This is a genomic window from Vibrio gazogenes, assembly GCF_023920225.1.
Lineage (GTDB): Bacteria > Pseudomonadota > Gammaproteobacteria > Enterobacterales > Vibrionaceae > Vibrio > Vibrio gazogenes.
On sequence record NZ_CP092588.1, the window covers coordinates 636,858 to 655,620 of the forward strand.

The window sequence follows — 18,763 nt, forward strand, 5'->3', positions numbered from 1 at the left end:
CCATTGTCCATATTGCTCCACACCTGTATGAAGATTCAGGAGTGACTCATCATGTCATCAACAACCTATCCAGTTATCCTGACTTAACCCGAAACTGAGACATTAAATGGCGTAAATCAGAAGCCTGTACCGATAAGTCTTCACTGGCTTGTTTAGTTTCATTCGTGCTCATCAGCACGGATTGCCCAGAGTCTCTGATATGAACCATACTACGGCTAATCTGTTCTGCCGCAACCGACTGTTGTTCACTGGCCGTCGCAATCTGAACATTCGCCTCGTTCAATTCGATAAGTGCCTGATCAATAAGATTCATTTGTTGCCTGATATCCTGAATCAATACTGAAGACTGACCAATTTGCTCACTACTGACCTGAATCGCACCGACTGCCGAGTCAGTGTTGCTCACCAATGATTCAATTAATGAATCAATTTCTTGAGTCGCTTCCTGACTACGTGCTGCCAACACTCGAACTTCATCGGCAACCACAGCAAAGCCCCGCCCCTGTTCACCTGCTCTTGCAGCCTCAATCGACGCATTCAAAGCCAATAAATTAGTCTGTTCTGCAATGGCATTCACGACAGACACAAAATCCTGAATCTTCGTTGTGCCTGATTGTAAATTGGTGATCAGAGCCTGTGAGTTTTCAGCACTTTCCACCAAATTTTCCGCAAGATGGTTGGTTTCTTCAATTATCCGGCACCCATCTTTCACATAGGCTTCCGCTCGCCGACTGGATGAGGAAGCCCCTTCGGCATTGGCTGCAACTTGCGTAATTGTCGCGGCCATTTCAGTCATGGCACTCGCAACCTGCTCGGTATTCTGCTGCTGCTCATCAACCGCTTGTCGGTTACTACTGGCAACAGTCGCCAACTCAACCACTGAAGTCGCAATCGAATCGCTACTATTCATCACTGACGACACAATATTGCCCAATGAATTCGACATCATCTGCATCGCGCCTAATAGGCGCCCGACTTCATCATGACGATCCACCTGAACATCAAGATCAAAGTTGCCTTGAGACATCTGCTCAGCAACCGTACAGGCATAAGACAAGGAATGAACTAATTGACGACTGATAAACAAACCAATCAGTAAACCAACGGATAACGAGACAGCCACCAATAAAACCATCCCCCATATGGCCTGTTGCTCTTCGAGCTCCGTTTGCATAAGCGATGATTCAGTGAGTTTTTCAACTTCGGCTAAAAGTGCACTAAGTTCATGGTTCTGAACGGTCTGCTGCGCTTCCAGTTGCCGAGCTTGTTCAGATAATGTTTGACTGGTTTTATGCTCCGCAACGGCTTGAAGGATCTCAGTAGCAGAGTCCTCATAGCGCTGGTGATGGGTAATCACAGCATTTAAATGCTGCAATAGTCGTTGCTCTTTCTCAAGCACACCATCTTGATGCTCTTGCAACATCTCTTTTAGGTTAGACTGTGCTTGCTGAATTTCCTGATCAAACGTCTGCGAAACGAGGCCAAAGTTCTGTTGTAGACGTAGTAATTCTTCCGCATCAACATCTACCGTGAACTTCGCTGCTCGCAGTGCTTTCTCAACAATTAATGCACTTTGTAACTGTTTTACAGTGGCGTCGCTGACGAGTTGAATCAAAGGTATGTGTTCGTGGGCAATTCCTTTCACCTCTTCAGCCACTCGGTTCATCTTAAATAGGCTGAAAGAAGAAAGAATAATGGTCAGTATGAGCATCGTCCCAACAAGGAAGACCATCTTGACAATAATAGACTGATTCTTTATCCATTGCATCATAAAATCCGGCCAACTGTAGTTTGTATATTTATGAGTTATGACATATTCATACATATGCTATACAACCACATCAAAACTCACATATTTAACTTAAGTGTATAGGGCTATTGCGTAATTGCTCAGATTTTTTTGGTCATAGACCATAAAACAGGCTTGCATCTCCACTTAAAGCCTGAAAAAACAATCGGTAATGTCACTCAAAAATATAAAAATGGTCTTATAAGAACGATTTTGCCTCAACGCGCTTTACCAGAGAAAAATTCAATCATGGCAGTCAAGTCACACCACACATAAAATATGATAAAAATCAAATGGATATTATTTTATCAATCTAATAAGCCGAGTCTGAGGTCATGGTTGGTATATCATTCACTCAAATGATTCAGCCCGAAGCCCCAGCCCCCGTAAAACCATATCGACAACAAATTGCGTGGCATCGTCAAACTCTTGATCATTGAGCGGACGCTTTTTAATCAGAACTATTTCTGTATCACAATCGGCATAAAATTGTGTCGCGCCCCAAATCATGAATAACAGATACAGCGGTTCAATTGGGCGAATTAAACCACGTTCAACCCAAATTTGGATAATGGTGGCAGTTTTTTCTGTCCACTTCACCATCGGTAACTGCATAGCGTTCTGGATATGTTGTGCACCATTGATCAACTCCAACGCAAAAATCTTTGACTCTTTCGGATGAGTGCGGCTATAACGCATTTTCCCTTGAATATAACGTTCAATCACTTCATCTGGCGGTTGCTCTAAAGCGGCTTCGGAGAACCCTTGGTTCCATAGATTGAGAATGTCTTCCAGCACGGCCAAATACAGACCTTTTTTGGAACGAAAGTAATAAAGAATATTCGCCTTCGGCAAATGAACCCGATCAGCAATAGCCTGAACTGATGTGCCTTTATAACCATGTTTGACAAATTCATCCGCAGCAGCCTGAAGAATCAGCGCTTCATTGCGCTGACGAATCGCGCCGGTCTGAGCTTTACGCGATGATATTTGTTTCATATGAAGAAGCGTCCCTTATTGAGGTATTGATTGAGTTGGTCCGTTATTCCTGATTTACTTCATTGCTGTCAAGTCTTTCTCTTAGTTGCGTCGTTACGAAGTTACGAAGTTACGAGGACAGACACTTTTAACACATGAACCAACAAGGACAAACAAGGACAAACAAGGACAAACACAGTTACCAAGACAGGAATCATTACAGGGACAGGCACTCCTACCCAAAACGCTATCTACATATTATTCACTATATTGATAATAAAGTCATTAATAACTGAGCAGTTGGTCAGCTTTTTGCATCACACCTGCTGATATGTTGAAGGGAATACATTGAATATGACAAAAATACCACTCTTGGAACTCTGGAATGTCAGCAAGTTTTTTCCGGGGGTTGTGGCTAATGATCAGATAAATCTGAAGCTTCATACAGGCGAAATCCTAGCTTTATTAGGTGAAAATGGTGCAGGTAAATCAACCCTAGTCAAAATGATATATGGTGTCACACGTCCCAGTCAGGGATCGATCTTATGGGATAATCATGAAGTTGAAATCCATTCTCCCAATCAAGCCAGAACGATGGGAATTGGCATGGTTTTCCAACACTTCTCAGTATTCGAAACACTGACAGTATTGGAAAATATCGAGTTGGGTCTGGATCGAGAATTTCTCCTTAAAATTAATAATCTGAAACAGAAAGTGCTGGAAATTAGCCAACGTTACGATTTGCAAGTTGATCCGGATCGCTATGTCCATCACCTCAGTATCGGCGAACGTCAACGATTGGAGATATTACGCTGCCTCATTCAGGATATTCGCTTACTCATTCTTGACGAACCCACATCTGTGCTGACTCCTCAGGAAGTTGCCGGATTATTCCGTGTACTACGCAAGTTAGCCAGTGAGGGTTGTAGTATTTTATTTATCAGCCACAAACTCAAAGAAGTCACGGCCCTATGTGATCGAGCGGTGATCCTTCGTGGTGGCAAAGTCACCGGGGCGTGTATTCCGGCACAAGAAACCCCAAATTCAATTGCCCGAATGATGGTCGGTAGCGATACCGAACTCTCAGAAAGCTATCCAAAATCGTTGGGGGGACAGACACTTTTACAGACGAATAAACTGACGTTATCGCCAACCCACCCGTTTGGCTGTGGCCTGACCGATGTCAACCTGTCGATGCACAGTGGTGAGATTCTTGGCATTGCCGGTGTGGCCGGAAATGGTCAAGAAGATCTGTTGGAAGCATTAAGCGGAGAGGATCACCGCACACCGAAAGAAAGCATTTTTTTTCATGGTCAACCTGTCGGGCATTTAGATGCAGGCGCCAGACGTGCCCTCGGCATGGCGTATGTGCCGACCAACCGTTTAGGCCAAGGTGCCGTACCGGATATGACGCTGGAAGAAAATACGCTACTGACACATACCGCTGAACTGACCCGTTTTGGCTTTATTCAGCAAAAAATGAGGCAAACCCTCGCCCGCAAATTGATCCGAGACAATCAGGTGAAATGCCGTAATGAACAAGCTCAGACCAAGAGCCTCTCCGGAGGGAATCTACAAAAATTCATTATTGGTCGTGAAGTCAATCAACAACCCAGCATTTTGATTTGTGCCCACCCGACATGGGGCGTTGATATCGGTGCAGCCAGTGCTATTCATCGTCAATTGATCGCCTTAAGAGATGCCGGTGCGGCCATCATTGTCATTTCAGAAGATATCGATGAACTATTCGTCATTAGCGATCGTCTTGCCGCCATTTATGAAGGGCAAGTGTCTCCGATCGTCAAAACCAGTGAGACCAATATCGAGCAAATCGGACAATGGATTGCCGGTGGTTTTTTAAAGGATGAGGAGCTCATCAATGCTTAAAGTTCAACCACGCATCGAAAGTTCACGTATGATGGCCTGGTTTTCGCCACTCATCGCGATTTCACTGACATTACTGATTTCCAGCCTGACGTTATTCTGGCTGCATGTCAGCCCGGTCAAAGCTTTCAACGTCTTTTTACTCCAACCTTTCAGTGACAATTACAATCTTGGCGAGTTGATGGTGAAAGCCACGCCTTTACTGCTCTGTGCCGTTGGTCTGGCTATCTGCTATCGGGCAAATATCTGGAATATTGGTGCAGAAGGGCAACTGTTGATCGGCGCCGTTGCCAGCAGTGCTGTAGCGGTTCATGCCAGTGAAGATGCTGGCATGGCCATGTTAGGGCTCGTCTTATTGGCTGGAATAATTGCGGGCATGTGTTGGTCTGCAATTCCCACATTACTCAACCGTCTGTTTCATACCAATATTATTCTGACCACGATTATGCTCAACTATATTGGTCTGTATGTTCTGCTCTGGGCCGTTCATGGACCACTGAGCGACCCTGATGGTTTTGGTTTCCCTGAATCGATCATCTTCCCAGACGGTGTCATGCTACCACTCTTGTTTGACAGCGGACGCGCATCGGTCAGTATTATTGCTGCCATTGTGATTGCCATCATCACCGCAATTCTTCTGTTCAAAACATTACCGGGATTTAAGATCCGTGTCTTCGGTGAGGATGCCTCCGCTGCGCAATATGCCGGATTTAACCGGAATAAAATTGTCTGGGGCGTCATGCTGTTTGCCGGTGCATTAGCCGGATTCGCCGGTGCTGCTGAAGTAACCGGTCCGATTGGGCAGTTGATCCCTTCCGTCTCTCCCGGATACGGCTATGCTGCGATTATTGTCGCCTATCTGGGCAGACTCAATCCGGTCGGAATTATTGTGTCATCTTTCTTCATGGGCGCTTTATACATGGGGAGCGATCTCGCCCAGATCGAGTTAGGTCTGCCGACCGCAGTTACCGGTCTCTTTCAGGGTATCCTGCTGTTTTCGCTGCTCGCATGTGATTTCCTGATTCATTACCAAATCAAAGTCCGCAGAAAAAGGCCTGTCGCCATAACGACTACTTCTGCTATCACACCGGCTTTTGCGCTCTCGAATGAGACGGCATCCCCTCAATCCAGCCACCAGAAAAATGACAACGGAGCGGCTTAATGGACATACTTTTCATCCAACAAATATTGATTGCTGCTTTAAAAACAGGCACTCCATTACTGCTCATTGCGCTGGGGGAGTTGGTCTGTGAGAAATCAGGTGTACTGAATCTCGGTCAGGAAGGCATGATGCTCATGGGAGCAATGGCTGGATTTGCCGGTGCCTATTTCACTGGTAGTCTCGGCTTGGGATTACTCATTGCAATGTTTGCCGGCACCATGATGGCCCTGTTATTTGCCATACTGACTCAGACCCTGAACACCAATCAAGTCGCCACCGGCTTAGCCCTGACGATTTTCGGGACCGGTCTGAGCGCATTTCTCGGCAGCCAATTGGTGGGGAATACGATTGAAGGATTTCAGGAGATAACCATTCCCGGGCTCAGCCAGATCCCCTTTATCGGCCCGATCCTATTTCAGCACGATTTATTGATCTACCTTAGCTTTATGATTGTCGGTCTGACTTGGTGGGTCATGCATAGAACGCGCTTAGGTCTGACCATCCGTGCCGTGGGGGAGAATCCACATGCAGCGAATGCTCTGGGGATCAATGTCATTCGGCTTCGCTATGGCGTCATTGCATTTGGCGGGGCAATGGCCGGACTTGCCGGCGCTTATATGTCATTAGCTTACACCCCGATGTGGATGGAAAATATGACCGCCGGCCGAGGATGGATCGCGCTTGCGCTGGTCGTCTTTGCATCTTGGCGAATTGGTTATCTGATGCTCGGCGCCTACTTATTTGGATGCAGCTCAATCATGCATTTAGTGATGCAGGGATTAGGCATTGATATTTCCCCAAATTTATTAGCGATGATTCCCTACCTAGCAACAGTGATTGTCATGGTTTTGATCAGCTCTGATGCATTGCGTCAAAAATTGGCAACTCCGATGAGTCTGGGAAAACCATTTGATCCCAAATTACATTCATAGCTAAGTTTATCCGTAGTTGAATTCGTCCATAAGTCAGTTCATCACGATGTGGGATCTGTTATCTAACTACCCATTATGGTGCAATCATTGCCCCATAATGGGTAGCCCCGGCTCGGATTTTCCATGATTCGTTCGGCTGTAAATACACCGCTAACCAATTTGAAGCGGTTCAATCGATAATCAAACGAAGTAACACCATGCTGAGATTTGATTTTGTCAAAATACAACCATGTGGTCAGCTTTTTGCAAGTCAGTCTTTTATCAACGGTTTGGCAAAATCGTGTTTGATAAAAACAGAGCCTCACCGTGAATGTCTATGCCTAGGGGCTGTTGACCTTTCGTGGTTGAATTTTGTTCAATCTGAACGGGTATTGATCGCGGCGCGGGGCATGCCGCTTAGCTATCCTAAGCAAATGACCCGTAACAAAGAGCAAGACACGTTCAGATGAACCCTCTGGGCAGCATTTGTCGCTCATTTATCCAGCGTTAGGTCATGGTTCATGTAGAGCGCTACACTTCACATGACCTGCCTTGACTAAATGCACGACAAATTGCTGCAAAAACCATCACGAAAGGTCAACAGACCCTAATTAATAATCACAATAATCAATAAAATGATGAAATGGAGTTTTTCATGAAAATGAATCAGTGGTTGTCCGTCGCAGCCTTGTCGCTGTCAGCGTTGTTTTCCACTTCTACACTTGCCAAAGACCCCCTTAAAGTCGGATTCGTTTATGTCGGTCCGGTTGGTGATCATGGTTGGAGTTATGAACACGATCAGGCTCGCCAAGAAATGGAGGCTCACTTCAATGGTCAGGTCAAAACAACATTCGTTGAGAATGTTTCCGAAGGCGCTGACGCTGAACGCGTGATTACTCAATTGGCAAAAGCAGGCAATGACATTATCTTCACCACCTCTTTTGGATTTATGAATCCGACGCTCAAAGTTGCCAAACGTTTTCCCAAAGTTGTGTTTGAACATGCCACTGGCTATAAGCGTAGCAAGAATGTCGGCACTTATGCCCTACGCACTTATGAAAGCCGTTATGTCTCTGGCGTCGCTGCAGGAATGACGACTAAATCGAATGTCATTGGCTATATTGCCACCTTCCCGATCCCAGAAGTGATTCGAGATATCAATGCTGTTTATCTCGGAGCAAAAAGTGTCAATCCGAACGTGAAAATTAAAATTGTCTGGGTCAATACTTGGTACGATCCCGGCAAAGAATCTGATGCAGCAAATGCATTGATCGATCAAGGTGTTGATGTTCTGTTGCAACATACGGATAGCCCTGCACCACTGATTGCCGCAGAAAAACGTGGTGTGATGGGGATAGGACAATCATCAGACATGCAACACTTCGCACCCAAATCACATATGTTCTCAGTGAGAGATTACTGGGCACCTTATTACATTAAAACCGTTCAGGAAGTCATGGATGGCACTTGGAAGTCTACCGACTACTGGGGAGGGCTCAAAGATGATGTCATTCATATCACCTCTATCAATCCTGCTTTACCGGCCGATGTCAAGACAACCATTCAAGACACTCAGGACAAAATCAAATCCGGTGCGATTGTTCCGTTTGCTGGTCCGTTAAAAGACAATCAGGGCCATCTGAAAGTTGCAGCCGGTAGCACAGCATCAGACAAAGAATTGGTCGGTATGCATTGGTACGTCGAGGGAATTGACGCCAGCATTCCCAAATAATCGCTGAACTCACTTCGTTCTATACACACCACGAAGTGAGTTTTTTTTTTCGACATAACTTGACCAAATGGACAGCTTTTTCAGGGAAGAAAAATCATGCTCGAAGTGATGATTAACAATCAAATCGTCAGTATTCCTACAATATCTGCCGATATGATGCTACTGACTTATCTCAGAGAACACCGTGCATTAAAAGGCACCAAAGAAGGCTGTGCCAGTGGCGATTGTGGCGCATGTACCGTGGTCATGGTTGACCAAGATGAACACCAAGCTCTGCGTTATCGTCAGATCAATGCATGTATTACCCCGTTACATGCGGTACACGGAAAACAGATCATTACCGTAGAATATCTGAAACAAGGGGAACAGCTTCACCCGGTACAGCAAGCCGTCATTAATCGGCATGGTAGTCAATGCGGGTTCTGCACCCCCGGTTTTGTGATGTCGCTCTATGCGCTCTCAAAACAAAACAACCGACCAGAGAATCCCGCTGATTTTCTGGCCGGCAACCTCTGTCGCTGTACCGGATACGGGCCGCTTATTCAAGCCGCCCATGATATCGTTCAGACTAACGCACCCGATCCCCTTGATGCTGAACAACATTCGGTCCAACAATGGATAGCACAAGTCTCACCCCTTCAATCTGAACACTATTTCATGCCGGAGACTCGTCAGGCGTTGGCTCAGTTACGTCAAACGCATCCCACGGCAAAATTAATTGCCGGAGGGACCGACCTCTCTTTAGAAGTAACACAGCGGTATCAGTCTCTTCCTCTGTTGATCGATGTTTCCAAAGTCGATGATATGTGCACCATCACTGAAACCAGTGATGGCTGGCGATTGGGCGCTGCGATCCCAATGTATCGTGTTCATCAGTTTATGCAGCAGCATTTCCCGTCAACCGATGAGGTGATTGAACGCTTAGGAAGCATAACCATCCGTCATCGCGCCACTTTGGGCGGCAGCCTCGGCCATGCTTCACCTATCGGTGATATTGCGCCTTTACTAATCAGCTTAAATGGTCAGATTGAAGTTGATAACGGCACAGAACGCATTCGATATGCGCCCGAAGACTATATAACCGGTTATCGCCAGACTCGGTTACAAAAGGATCAATGGATCAGTGCCATCTATCTGCCCAAAATAGCGCAACAGCAACGTCATGCGATCTATAAAGTCAGCAAACGTTATGAGGATGATATTGCCACCGTTGTGCTCGCTTTAAATTTCACGTTTGATGCTCATCAACATATCAGTCACTGCATTATTGCAGCCGGTGGCGTTGCGGAGAAATCGGTGCGCCTGACGGCATTAGAAACCCCATTCATCGGCCAACCCTTGACTCAGTCGCTGATCCGTGACGCTCAGGCTCGGGTTCCTCAAGTTATCCATCCACTGAGTGATATTCGCGGTTCAGCGCAATACCGAATTCATCTGGTGCAAAACCTGCTTCAACGCTATTTTCTTGAAAATCAAAACATTGTAGTGCGACAGGAACAGCCCGAGCATCGATATCCCCCAATTAAGACGAGGTTGACTTATCATGCGTAAACTTATCAGTCAGCCTTATACAACACAGCAGCCCCACTCTTCCCAACATCGATCAGACGTCGTCGGTCTGTCCCTACGGCATGAAAGTGCTGAGAAGCAGGTTTCCGGAGAGGCACTATTTGTGGATGATTATCCGGAACCACAAGGATGCTTACATGGTGCATTGATCACCAGTACCATCGCCAAAGGCACCATCAAGCATCTCGATCTGTCTGAAGTACAACAGTCTCCGGGAGTCATTCGCGTTATAACCCATCACGATATTCCGGGTCATAATGAAATTGGCACGATCCATAAAGGCGATCCGCTGCTATGCCAACATGACATCCGCTATTTTTGTCAACCCATTGCCTTTGTCATTGCAGAAAGCCACCAACTCGCTTGTCAGGCTGCACAAAAAGCATTGATTGAATATGAAGAAACCAGCGAACCAGTGATCTCGTATCAACAAGCGTCGCAACAGACTCATTTACTCCCATCTCATCAGATGGGTGCCTACCAAGGACAGACGTTTTTAGCGAATCCCATTACCCCGGTAAACGTTGGTGCAGCTTACCAAGGACAGACACTTTTAAAACCCGCAACAAACACCGTAAATATCAGCGGTACGCTGGCGATAGGCGGACAAGAGCATTTTTATCTGGAGGGACAAATCAGTCTTGCCGAGTTGACCGAAGACGGGGGTATTTTTATCCGGTCATCAACCCAGCACCCAACCGAAGTGCAAAATTTGATTGCTGAAGTGCTGAACATTCCTTTCAATCATGTCACGGTTGATATGCGCCGCATGGGGGGTGGATTCGGCGGCAAAGAGACTCAAGCCGCAGCATGGGCTTGTCTTGCCAGTCTGGGCGCAAAGCTCACCCACAAAGCAGTTAAATTCAGACTCCCGCGCGCAATTGACATGTCAACAACCGGTAAACGCCATCCCTTTTTTAATCGTTATGAACTAACGACAACTGACGATGGGGAAATTCTGGCAGCGAATATCGAAGTCAATGGATTATGCGGTCATTCAGCCGACTTGTCTGATGCCATTGTTGATCGCGCGATGTTCCATGCCGACAACGCTTATTTTCTCGGTCAGGCCTGCATTCTTGGCAATCGCCTCAAAACAGATACCGTTTCACATACGGCATTTAGAGGATTTGGCGGACCACAAGGGATGCTGGTGATTGAAAAAGCGATGCAAGACTTAGCAATGACATTGCAGCAAGATCCGTTCGATCTTCGCCTCAAGAATTTGTACCGCCCGGGGAAATCCGTCACACCTTATGGGATGGAAGTCGAACAAACCGCTGAACTTTATGATGTATTGACCCGATTAGAAACATCTTGTGATTACCGTCAGCGACGTCAGGAAATCCACACATGGAATCGACATCATCCGGTGCTCAAAAAAGGCTTAGCGCTGACGCCAGTCAAATTTGGTATATCTTTTACAGCAACGCACCTCAATCAAGCAGGTGCGCTCATCCATATTTATACCGATGGAACGGTTCAGGTTTCGCATGGGGGGACCGAAATGGGCCAAGGACTCCATACAAAAATCCAACAGATTGTCGCTCAGACATTCGGTATTCCCACCGACTGGATCTTAGTAACATCGACGAGAACCGATAAAGTACCGAATACATCACCAACAGCGGCTTCTTCTGGGGCCGACCTCAACGGCATGGCTGCACATAACGCGGCTATGACCCTCAAGGAGCGACTGCTCGACTTTGCGGTAAACCACAACGAGTGTCTGTCCTCACAGCACTCCTCACAACACTCCCACGGGTGTCTGTCCTCGCAATCTCACACACCTGAGATTAAAGATGGCATACTCTATCTCGATACCGCAAAAATTGAATGGGCCACCTTAATTCAGCAGGCTTATTTAAATCGTGTGTCCCTGTCTGCAACAGGTTATTACAGCACCCCTAAAATTGGTTATGACCGATCACAGGCTTGTGGGCGTCCCTTTTTCTATTTTGCCATCGGCGCTTCCTGCTCGGAGGTGATGATTGATACTCTCACCGGAGAAATGACCGTCGAGCGAGTGGATATATTGCATGATGTCGGCAGTAGCTTGAATCCAGCCATTGATATTGGACAGATTGAAGGGGGATATATTCAGGGATTAGGCTGGCTGACGACAGAAGAACTCGTCTGGAATGATCGAGGACATCTGGTTAGTCATAGTCCGATGAATTATAAAATTCCAAGTATCTGTGACTATCCGAAGCAGATGAATATTGAACTCTACGACGTTCCCAATCCAGAACATAGTATTTACCGTTCCAAAGCGGTCGGTGAACCGCCTTTTATGCATGCAATCAGCACTTGGTGTGCGATTTATGATGCTGTTGCCGCAGTTTCTGAACATCAGTTCATTCCTGATTTGGACACCCCAGCCACAGGTGAAAGAATACTCATGGCTTGCCAACAACAGTATCAATGGCTGACACACCAAGCACAGCCAACCATGGTTGACCATGAAACAGACAGCGAGGGATAAAGATGACTGTCCATACACCTCAATCACCTCAATCATCCGTTTATACATCTCTTTGTACTTCAATGCACTGGTTGGACGCTTGTCATATGTTGCAACAACAAGGCGGCGATTACTGTCTGGCGACCATTGTTGCAACAGTCGGGTCAGTGCCACGCGGTTGTGGAACCAAAATGGTCATCACGACACAAGGACAGTATGACTCTCTCGGGGGCGGAAATTTAGAGCAACAAGTCATCGAAACAGCCAGAACTGAGCTACAACGTCGCTGTCAGCAACCCAATCAAGATCCGACAGTGTCGATCGAGCGATATAGCTTGACCGCTGATCTGCAACAGTGTTGTGGTGGTGCGGTTCAGGTCTTGTTTGAATATTTCAATACGCAACAACCTCACGTGGCTATTTTTGGTGCGGGTCATATTGGGCAAGCTCTGGCTCCTATTATTAACAAGTTACAATGTCACGAAACTATTTTTGATTCTCGCCCAAACTGGCTGGCACCGCTGAGTGAACAAGGGATTTCAACGCAATGCTTTGACTCCGCTGAAACCGTGATCGCATCGTTACTCCCCCACACGCATCTAGTGATCATGACACACGACCATCGTTTAGACTATGACTTAACCCGGCTGGCTTTGGAAAGACAGTGCTTTCCATATATTGGTCTCATTGGCTCAGAAGGTAAAAAACAGCGTTTCACCTACCGGCTCACAGAGCAGCTAAGTCAGCCCGAACTTATTTCTCAGTTAACTTGCCCAATCGGACATCCCGATATCAAAGGCAAACGACCAATGCAAGTGGCACTTTCCATTGCCGCGCAGTTGAGTATGCTTTTTGAACAATATGAGGCACCAGTTCAGAACCAAGCCGATATGAACGCGGCTTCAACCGATTCCGCTCAAGACAAGCAACAACAACTCTGGCAACAAGCCAATGTATTGCTTAAAAAAATGTCCAAATCTCCCTATCAATAAGGAAAGAGATGAACGCTACAACGCAAACGATTCATTTAAGTCAGCCTCAATTGGCTCAAATCTGTACCAGTACATCATGGCAGCAGCTTATGCTGGCTGATATGCCGAGCCTCAATTATGCGGCATTGTGCCGAAGTGCTGATGTCGCATTTGCACAACTTTCAGAGTCTGACTGGCTGGAGGCGTTTGCTGGTCATCCGATGATTGGTGATCTCGGCACGTTACAAAAAAAATATAATCAAGGAGAACATCTCAGTGAACAAGAACAAGGAAAAATCAAACAGGCATCAAAAGCTGTGCTGCACGATCTTTTGTATTACAATCAGGCCTATCTGAAAAAATTCGGTTTCATATTTATTATTTGTGCGAGCCAACACTCGGCAGAACAGGTTTTGGAACAGATAAAGGCAAGAATCAAAAATAATCGCAGCGATGAATTAATGAATGCGGCCAGAGAGCAACAGAAAATCAGTCGTCTGCGTATGGAGTCTTATCAATGAGTACATTAAGTTGTCATATTCTCGATACCGGCTCCGGTATGCCTGCTGCCCATGTACCGGTAACACTGTATCGTTACCGCACCGAAAAACCACTTGCATCAGCAACAACCGATGCCGATGGTCGTATCCGTTTTGAAGATATCACTTTATCATCCAACAACTATACACTTTCATTTGATGTGGCATCTTACTGTGAAAACGCCTTTGGTCAGGCATTTTTTCCCCAAATAGATGTGCATTTTCATGTGACGGAACAAAAGCATTACCACATTCCATTACTACTCTCGCCCTACGCCTATTCAACCTATCGTGGAAGTTAAGAGTAACGTATGCAGAAAACATTTCACCGGGGCGAGATTTTGCACTTCCCCAAGAGGACACACAGTCCTGAACAAAATTGCCAACATCTGAGTGACGGCATTCTCGTTATCGAACAAGGAAAAATTGTTGACCTACTCGATGCTGATGTTTTTTTCCAGCATCACCAGATTACCCCTGAACAGATAGAAAACCATTCAGGGCTATTGATTCCGGGAATGATTGATAGCCATGTTCACTATCCTCAAATGGAGATGATCGCCAGCTATGGTCGCCAACTCCTAGAATGGCTCAATGACTATACATTCCCTGTCGAAACAAAGTATGCCGACGCATCCTATGCGGCACGGCAAGCTGACGCTTTTCTTCAACAACTTTTTGCTCATGGCACAACCACTGCCAGTGTCTTCGCCACCGTCCACCCCCAATCCGTCGATGCTTTCTTTACTGCTGCGGCAACTTATCAGGCCCGAATGATTTGCGGTAAAGTGTTGATGGATCGCCATAGCCCTGAGAACCTACGTGATACTGCTGATTCAGGCTACCGCGAGAGTAAAAATTTACTGGAAAAATGGCATCATCAAGAGCGTGCTTTGTACGCAATTACGCCTCGATTTGCACCGACAAGCACACCGGAACAACTGGCGTTAGCAGGACAGTTGGCACAAGAGCACCCAGATGCTTTCATTCAGACACACTTAAGTGAGAACACCGATGAAATTCACTGGGTCAAAACCCTATTCCCGGATGCCCAAGATTACTTGGATGTTTATGAACGTTATGGATTAGTGCGTGACAAAGCATTATTCGGCCACGGAATTCACCTTGAACCCAGGGAATATCAATCACTGGCTCGCAACCATAGTAGTGTAATCTTCTGCCCGACCTCCAACCTCTTTATCGGCAGTGGTTTATTCCCCTATTTTACCGTAAAAGAGCATGGAATACCAGTTGCCATTGCCAGTGATGTCGGGGGCGGTACCAGCCTCAATCTACTGGTGAATCAGGCTGAGGCTTACAAAATCCTGCAATTACAGCATCAAAACCTCAACCCTTTTGAATCATTATATTTATGTACTCAAGGGGCTGCTGTCGCAATGCAGTTGGATCACCAGATTGGTAATTTAAATCCCGGAACAGAAGCTGACTTTATTGAACTCGATGTCAATGGCACACCAATGCTAAAACAACGTATGGCACAGGCAAAAACATTAGAAGAGAAGCTGTTTGCTTTAATTATGCTGGCCGATGAACGCGTCATCCGGCAGACCTACGTAAATGGCCAACGGGTTTATTGTCGCCCATAGACTGCGGAAAATTTCGGGACGTCAGTATGAGTCCCGAAATCTCTCAAAGATAGCTGATAAGCCTATCGGTTATCTTCGATGACATTGAATATTATCTGGTAAGTTTTTGGCTTTTAACGATAAGCGTTGTTGATCCAATCGAACAATATCCAGCGTTCCCCCTGCATGTTTAGGAATATATTGTTTAAGATTCAGCATCGCTTCCCATTCAGGATGCGTCAGGTTCTCAACCTTCAACTCATTCGCCTCAAGGATCAACTTATCTCCTCCCACTTTCCAACTGCCATTCCCAGCAACAGAATATGACACTTCGATAGGCTGCCCCGGTAAACGAGCAATCAGTGTTCCTTTGGTTACATACTTATGAGATGCAAGATAATGTTCCTGAGTGGTTAAATTTAACTGATACAAAGGCTGGCGAAGAGATGCAGAGCAATCCCATGTCCCCTGCAATAAAGACTCATTGTCAGCAGCTTGCGTTGCCACCGAGAATCCGATGAATAAACAGCAATATAGCAAATAAAAATAACGCATCACAATCTTCACTTCATTTGAACAAGTTTTCGAATCATAACTAATTTTAAGCGAAAAGTGTCAGCATCAGGTCGAAACTGTTCCAAGGACAGACGCTTTTAGCTCTTTCAGTTTCATGACAAGAGTCGTGATTGAGGGGGATACGTTATAAGGACAGGCACTTTAAACAAAGCCAAGTTATTCAATTTGTCACTTGTAATTCAGGCAAGAACCATGCATCTTTAGGCAAATTAAATATTTGATAAAAAAAGGATAATTTAAGTGAATATATCCAAGACCATATCATTCACCAGCATGATTTTATTAAGTAGTTCTGCAATGGCATCGGTCACGATTGACCTCCCGGAAGCCGTTGATGTTCTGGTAGCCAATGGTGGTAAAGCAAACATATCAAGTGATGGTTTTTTTAGCTCACAAAGAAAACTACAACTGGAAGATGGATTACAACAGATTGTCTTTCGTTATGAGCCTTTCTTTCAAGAAGGCAAAGACAATATCGGCGTCGAAAGTGATGTGACGATTGCAGTATTTAATGCATCTGATGCAAAACTGACGCTTCAAGTCCCTCAATACAGAAGTTCGCGCGAAGCTCGTGAACATATCAGCCAGATGCAATGGTCATTCACCAATCAAGACGGGCAAAAAGTCCCTGTCACGCAGGACAAACTGCTCAAAGACGGTATCCAATTCGGACGTAATTACTATACCGAAATGTCTGTTTACAATCAGTCTGGGAAAGTGGCATCCGTTCCTGAATACGCGCCTCAGTCAGGACTATCGGGCAAGACGGTTCCGGCTCGCTCGCTTAAAGCTTCTTCTCAAACCAAGGCTTCAGCGTCCACGGCGGAAACAATGTTGCATTACTGGTATGAACAAGCAGATGCGAAGACTCGATCTCGTTTTAAACAATTTATCAACCAGCAATGATTTTCTTACAATTCACTGCTGACTCTTCGGTTTTATAGAGAACACATTTGGCCTACCAGTAAAATGCCATCGTCCCTGAATCAAGACGGTGGCATTTGTTGCATTGAGCAACCTAATTTTTTAGACAAGCCATAGTTCATTCGTCATTATTTGATATCATGCGATTAGCAGACAATTGTGTTTGCTATGCTACACGTCGTTTTCGCGACTCAACCACTCAAATGTGAAGTCACTTCAAACCTCATGATTGCTATTCTCCGATGATGATCTCTAAACTGGTATAAAAAATCACATGATGGCAAGATACTGATTATAAAAACAGGCCATGCTATAAAAAACATAAGAAACACATATTGCTAAGTAGATATATTATAAGGATAAGCAACATGAAACCGATAACATCCGCAGTCGCTTTATGCCTACTGATTGGCATAGCGGGTTGTCAGAGTACAGCCCATCAAACATCATCAGACAGTCCAACCAACCAACAATCCCAGTCTTATGCACTGTTTATTCATATTCAAACTACTTATCAGCAATGGGATAAAACGCTCACGGATGTTGAATCGTTCAAGATCTACTCCGAATCTCATTACAGCAAGCTACAAGATGCGTGGAAAGATGCTCAATCGCTATATCAAGAGATTCAGTCCGATCCATCAAGCACCACCAAAAGTGTGTCAATTTTCTCCAGTCAAACTTATGCAGATAAATTCAATCAGTATATTGACACTATCGAGCAGCAGTTAAACCAACTTCGAACCTTCAAAGAAAAAGCGGACCATTTCCTTGCCGATGTGATTGCTGAGATGGATTACTTAACGAAGATCGATGCACAGCACTATGATGGCAGCGCATATAAACGAGTGAATCAGCTGTACCATGACCTATTTGAATATGTTGCTGAAGATAAGCTAGAAAAGGCACAGACCAAACAAGTGGCGTTTCTGAACATATCTCGGAGCCTTGAAGTGAAGGTGATGCGCTTCAAATATGTCCAACCACTACAGAAAAAACTCACATTATTAAAGCAAGAAGACTTTAACGAGGTAGCCCCTATCACGTTTGCGAAAGCCAACCACCAGATCCAATTGGTTGAGGCTACGGTTCAGTCCAATCCTCGGGATATTACAGCGATAGAAAAAGCAGCACAGTCCGGTGAATTTGAAATCGCTCACCTAGAACAAGTCACACACATGGTGAAACAATTACGCAGTATTGAAGACGGTCAATTCGAACCGATCGTTCTTGAGATCGAAAACAAACTCTTGGCTATTTCACAGGCTCTCAACCATTCAGACTACCGGGATCAAGTACTAAGAGAACAGACGAATCGCATTCTGGAGAGTGTCGCTACCCTTCAACAACTCGCACAAACACAACAAGAAGACTGGCAGGCAAAAAACACTGTACAACAACAAAACAATCAGAAGCTACAAACAGCACTGACAGAAGCCTATCAGCAACAACAAACACTGCAAAAGCAATTGCTTCAAGAGCAAGCGCATGTGAAAAATTTAGAAACGTTGGTGACACAATTAAAATTACAGCCATCATCATCAAAAACCGCTCCCCCTCCCCAACCAGAGCAAAACAAATTAGGGGAAGAAGCAAACAAAACCCAAGCTACCCAGCAGACGGAGCCGGAAAACATACAAACACAGTAAAATCACTGTCCACGCTCTCCATTGGTTTT

15 protein-coding genes are annotated in these 18,763 nt (G+C 45.4%); 12 read left to right on the forward strand and 3 right to left on the reverse strand.

Annotated elements, in window-relative coordinates; genetic code table 11:
* Positions 1 to 73: 73 nt before the first annotated feature.
* Both MKS89_RS18430 and MKS89_RS18435 read right to left on the reverse strand, forming a co-directional pair.
* Entirely contained in the window at positions 74 to 1,771 is a 1,698-nt protein-coding gene (locus tag MKS89_RS18430; RefSeq protein WP_072959634.1) for a methyl-accepting chemotaxis protein, read from the reverse strand.
* A 369-nt stretch (positions 1,772 to 2,140) separates the two neighbouring features.
* A complete protein-coding gene (locus MKS89_RS18435; RefSeq protein WP_072959631.1) occupies positions 2,141 to 2,788 on the reverse strand; it encodes a TetR/AcrR family transcriptional regulator in 648 nt (215 codons plus the stop codon).
* 333 nt (positions 2,789 to 3,121) lie between these two features.
* On the opposite strand from MKS89_RS18435, the gene MKS89_RS18440 reads away from it, so the two are divergent.
* From MKS89_RS18440 to guaD, 10 genes are all read left to right on the forward strand, one after another.
* Complete coding sequence (locus MKS89_RS18440; protein WP_072959628.1) at positions 3,122 to 4,654, forward strand: ABC transporter ATP-binding protein; 1,533 nt, start codon at positions 3,122 to 3,124, stop codon at positions 4,652 to 4,654.
* Positions 4,647 to 5,813, forward strand: a complete 1,167-nt coding sequence (locus MKS89_RS18445; RefSeq protein WP_083571265.1) for an ABC transporter permease — start codon at positions 4,647 to 4,649, stop codon at positions 5,811 to 5,813. The genes MKS89_RS18440 and MKS89_RS18445 overlap by 8 nt, the downstream gene beginning before the upstream one ends.
* The gene (locus MKS89_RS18450) at positions 5,813 to 6,745 is read left to right on the forward strand and encodes an ABC transporter permease (RefSeq protein WP_072959625.1); all 933 of its coding nucleotides are present in this window, start codon (positions 5,813 to 5,815) and stop codon (positions 6,743 to 6,745) included. The genes MKS89_RS18445 and MKS89_RS18450 overlap by 1 nt, the downstream gene beginning before the upstream one ends.
* A gap of 634 nt (positions 6,746 to 7,379) precedes the next feature.
* Entirely contained in the window at positions 7,380 to 8,456 is a 1,077-nt protein-coding gene (locus MKS89_RS18455; RefSeq protein WP_072959620.1) for a BMP family ABC transporter substrate-binding protein, read from the forward strand.
* Positions 8,457 to 8,552: 96 nt separating this feature from the next.
* Positions 8,553 to 10,007 (forward strand): xanthine dehydrogenase small subunit, encoded by a 1,455-nt coding sequence (gene xdhA, locus MKS89_RS18460; protein WP_072959617.1) that lies wholly within the window; start codon positions 8,553 to 8,555, stop codon positions 10,005 to 10,007.
* The gene (gene xdhB, locus MKS89_RS18465; RefSeq protein ID WP_072959614.1) at positions 10,000 to 12,510 is read left to right on the forward strand and encodes a xanthine dehydrogenase molybdopterin binding subunit; all 2,511 of its coding nucleotides are present in this window, start codon (positions 10,000 to 10,002) and stop codon (positions 12,508 to 12,510) included. Before xdhA ends, xdhB begins: the two co-directional genes overlap by 8 nt.
* A gap of 2 nt (positions 12,511 to 12,512) precedes the next feature.
* On the forward strand, positions 12,513 to 13,481 hold the full coding sequence (gene xdhC / locus MKS89_RS18470; RefSeq protein ID WP_235862513.1) for a xanthine dehydrogenase accessory protein XdhC: 969 nt from the start codon (positions 12,513 to 12,515) through the stop codon (positions 13,479 to 13,481).
* An 8-nt stretch (positions 13,482 to 13,489) separates the two neighbouring features.
* Positions 13,490 to 13,981 (forward strand): 2-oxo-4-hydroxy-4-carboxy-5-ureidoimidazoline decarboxylase, encoded by a 492-nt coding sequence (locus tag MKS89_RS18475; protein ID WP_072959612.1) that lies wholly within the window; start codon positions 13,490 to 13,492, stop codon positions 13,979 to 13,981.
* On the forward strand, positions 13,978 to 14,301 hold the full coding sequence (gene uraH / locus MKS89_RS18480; protein WP_021018773.1) for a hydroxyisourate hydrolase: 324 nt from the start codon (positions 13,978 to 13,980) through the stop codon (positions 14,299 to 14,301). Before MKS89_RS18475 ends, uraH begins: the two co-directional genes overlap by 4 nt.
* A gap of 9 nt (positions 14,302 to 14,310) precedes the next feature.
* The gene (gene guaD / locus MKS89_RS18485) at positions 14,311 to 15,606 is read left to right on the forward strand and encodes a guanine deaminase (RefSeq protein WP_072959610.1); all 1,296 of its coding nucleotides are present in this window, start codon (positions 14,311 to 14,313) and stop codon (positions 15,604 to 15,606) included.
* Positions 15,607 to 15,675: 69 nt separating this feature from the next.
* Here the strand turns inward: guaD and MKS89_RS18490 are convergent, their stop codons facing one another.
* Positions 15,676 to 16,092: a hypothetical protein gene (locus MKS89_RS18490; RefSeq protein WP_131814910.1), complete on the reverse strand. Its 417-nt coding sequence runs from the start codon at positions 16,090 to 16,092 to the stop codon at positions 15,676 to 15,678.
* A 309-nt stretch (positions 16,093 to 16,401) separates the two neighbouring features.
* Here MKS89_RS18490 and MKS89_RS18495 point away from each other — a divergent pair, with 309 nt between their 5' ends.
* Both MKS89_RS18495 and MKS89_RS18500 read left to right on the forward strand, forming a co-directional pair.
* The gene (locus tag MKS89_RS18495; protein ID WP_072959606.1) at positions 16,402 to 17,067 is read left to right on the forward strand and encodes a DUF2057 family protein; all 666 of its coding nucleotides are present in this window, start codon (positions 16,402 to 16,404) and stop codon (positions 17,065 to 17,067) included.
* Between the two features lie 386 nt (positions 17,068 to 17,453).
* Positions 17,454 to 18,734 (forward strand): hypothetical protein, encoded by a 1,281-nt coding sequence (locus tag MKS89_RS18500; RefSeq protein ID WP_072959603.1) that lies wholly within the window; start codon positions 17,454 to 17,456, stop codon positions 18,732 to 18,734.
* The last annotated feature ends 29 nt before the right edge of the window (positions 18,735 to 18,763 follow it).

Coding starts and splice junctions, on each gene's coding strand:
- MKS89_RS18445 (WP_083571265.1), top strand. CDS start 4,647: ATGCTTAAAGTTCAACCACGCATCGAAAGTTCACGTATGATGGCCTGG.
- MKS89_RS18440 (WP_072959628.1), top strand. CDS start 3,122: ATGACAAAAATACCACTCTTGGAACTCTGGAATGTCAGCAAGTTTTTT.
- MKS89_RS18455 (WP_072959620.1), top strand. CDS start 7,380: ATGAAAATGAATCAGTGGTTGTCCGTCGCAGCCTTGTCGCTGTCAGCG.
- MKS89_RS18430 (WP_072959634.1), bottom strand. CDS start 1,771: ATGATGCAATGGATAAAGAATCAGTCTATTATTGTCAAGATGGTCTTC.
- MKS89_RS18435 (WP_072959631.1), bottom strand. CDS start 2,788: ATGAAACAAATATCATCGCGTAAAGCTCAGACCGGCGCGATTCGTCAG.
- MKS89_RS18450 (WP_072959625.1), top strand. CDS start 5,813: ATGGACATACTTTTCATCCAACAAATATTGATTGCTGCTTTAAAAACA.
- guaD (WP_072959610.1), top strand. CDS start 14,311: ATGCAGAAAACATTTCACCGGGGCGAGATTTTGCACTTCCCCAAGAGG.
- xdhB (WP_072959614.1), top strand. CDS start 10,000: ATGCGTAAACTTATCAGTCAGCCTTATACAACACAGCAGCCCCACTCT.
- xdhA (WP_072959617.1), top strand. CDS start 8,553: ATGCTCGAAGTGATGATTAACAATCAAATCGTCAGTATTCCTACAATA.
- MKS89_RS18500 (WP_072959603.1), top strand. CDS start 17,454: ATGAAACCGATAACATCCGCAGTCGCTTTATGCCTACTGATTGGCATA.
- uraH (WP_021018773.1), top strand. CDS start 13,978: ATGAGTACATTAAGTTGTCATATTCTCGATACCGGCTCCGGTATGCCT.
- MKS89_RS18475 (WP_072959612.1), top strand. CDS start 13,490: ATGAACGCTACAACGCAAACGATTCATTTAAGTCAGCCTCAATTGGCT.
- xdhC (WP_235862513.1), top strand. CDS start 12,513: ATGACTGTCCATACACCTCAATCACCTCAATCATCCGTTTATACATCT.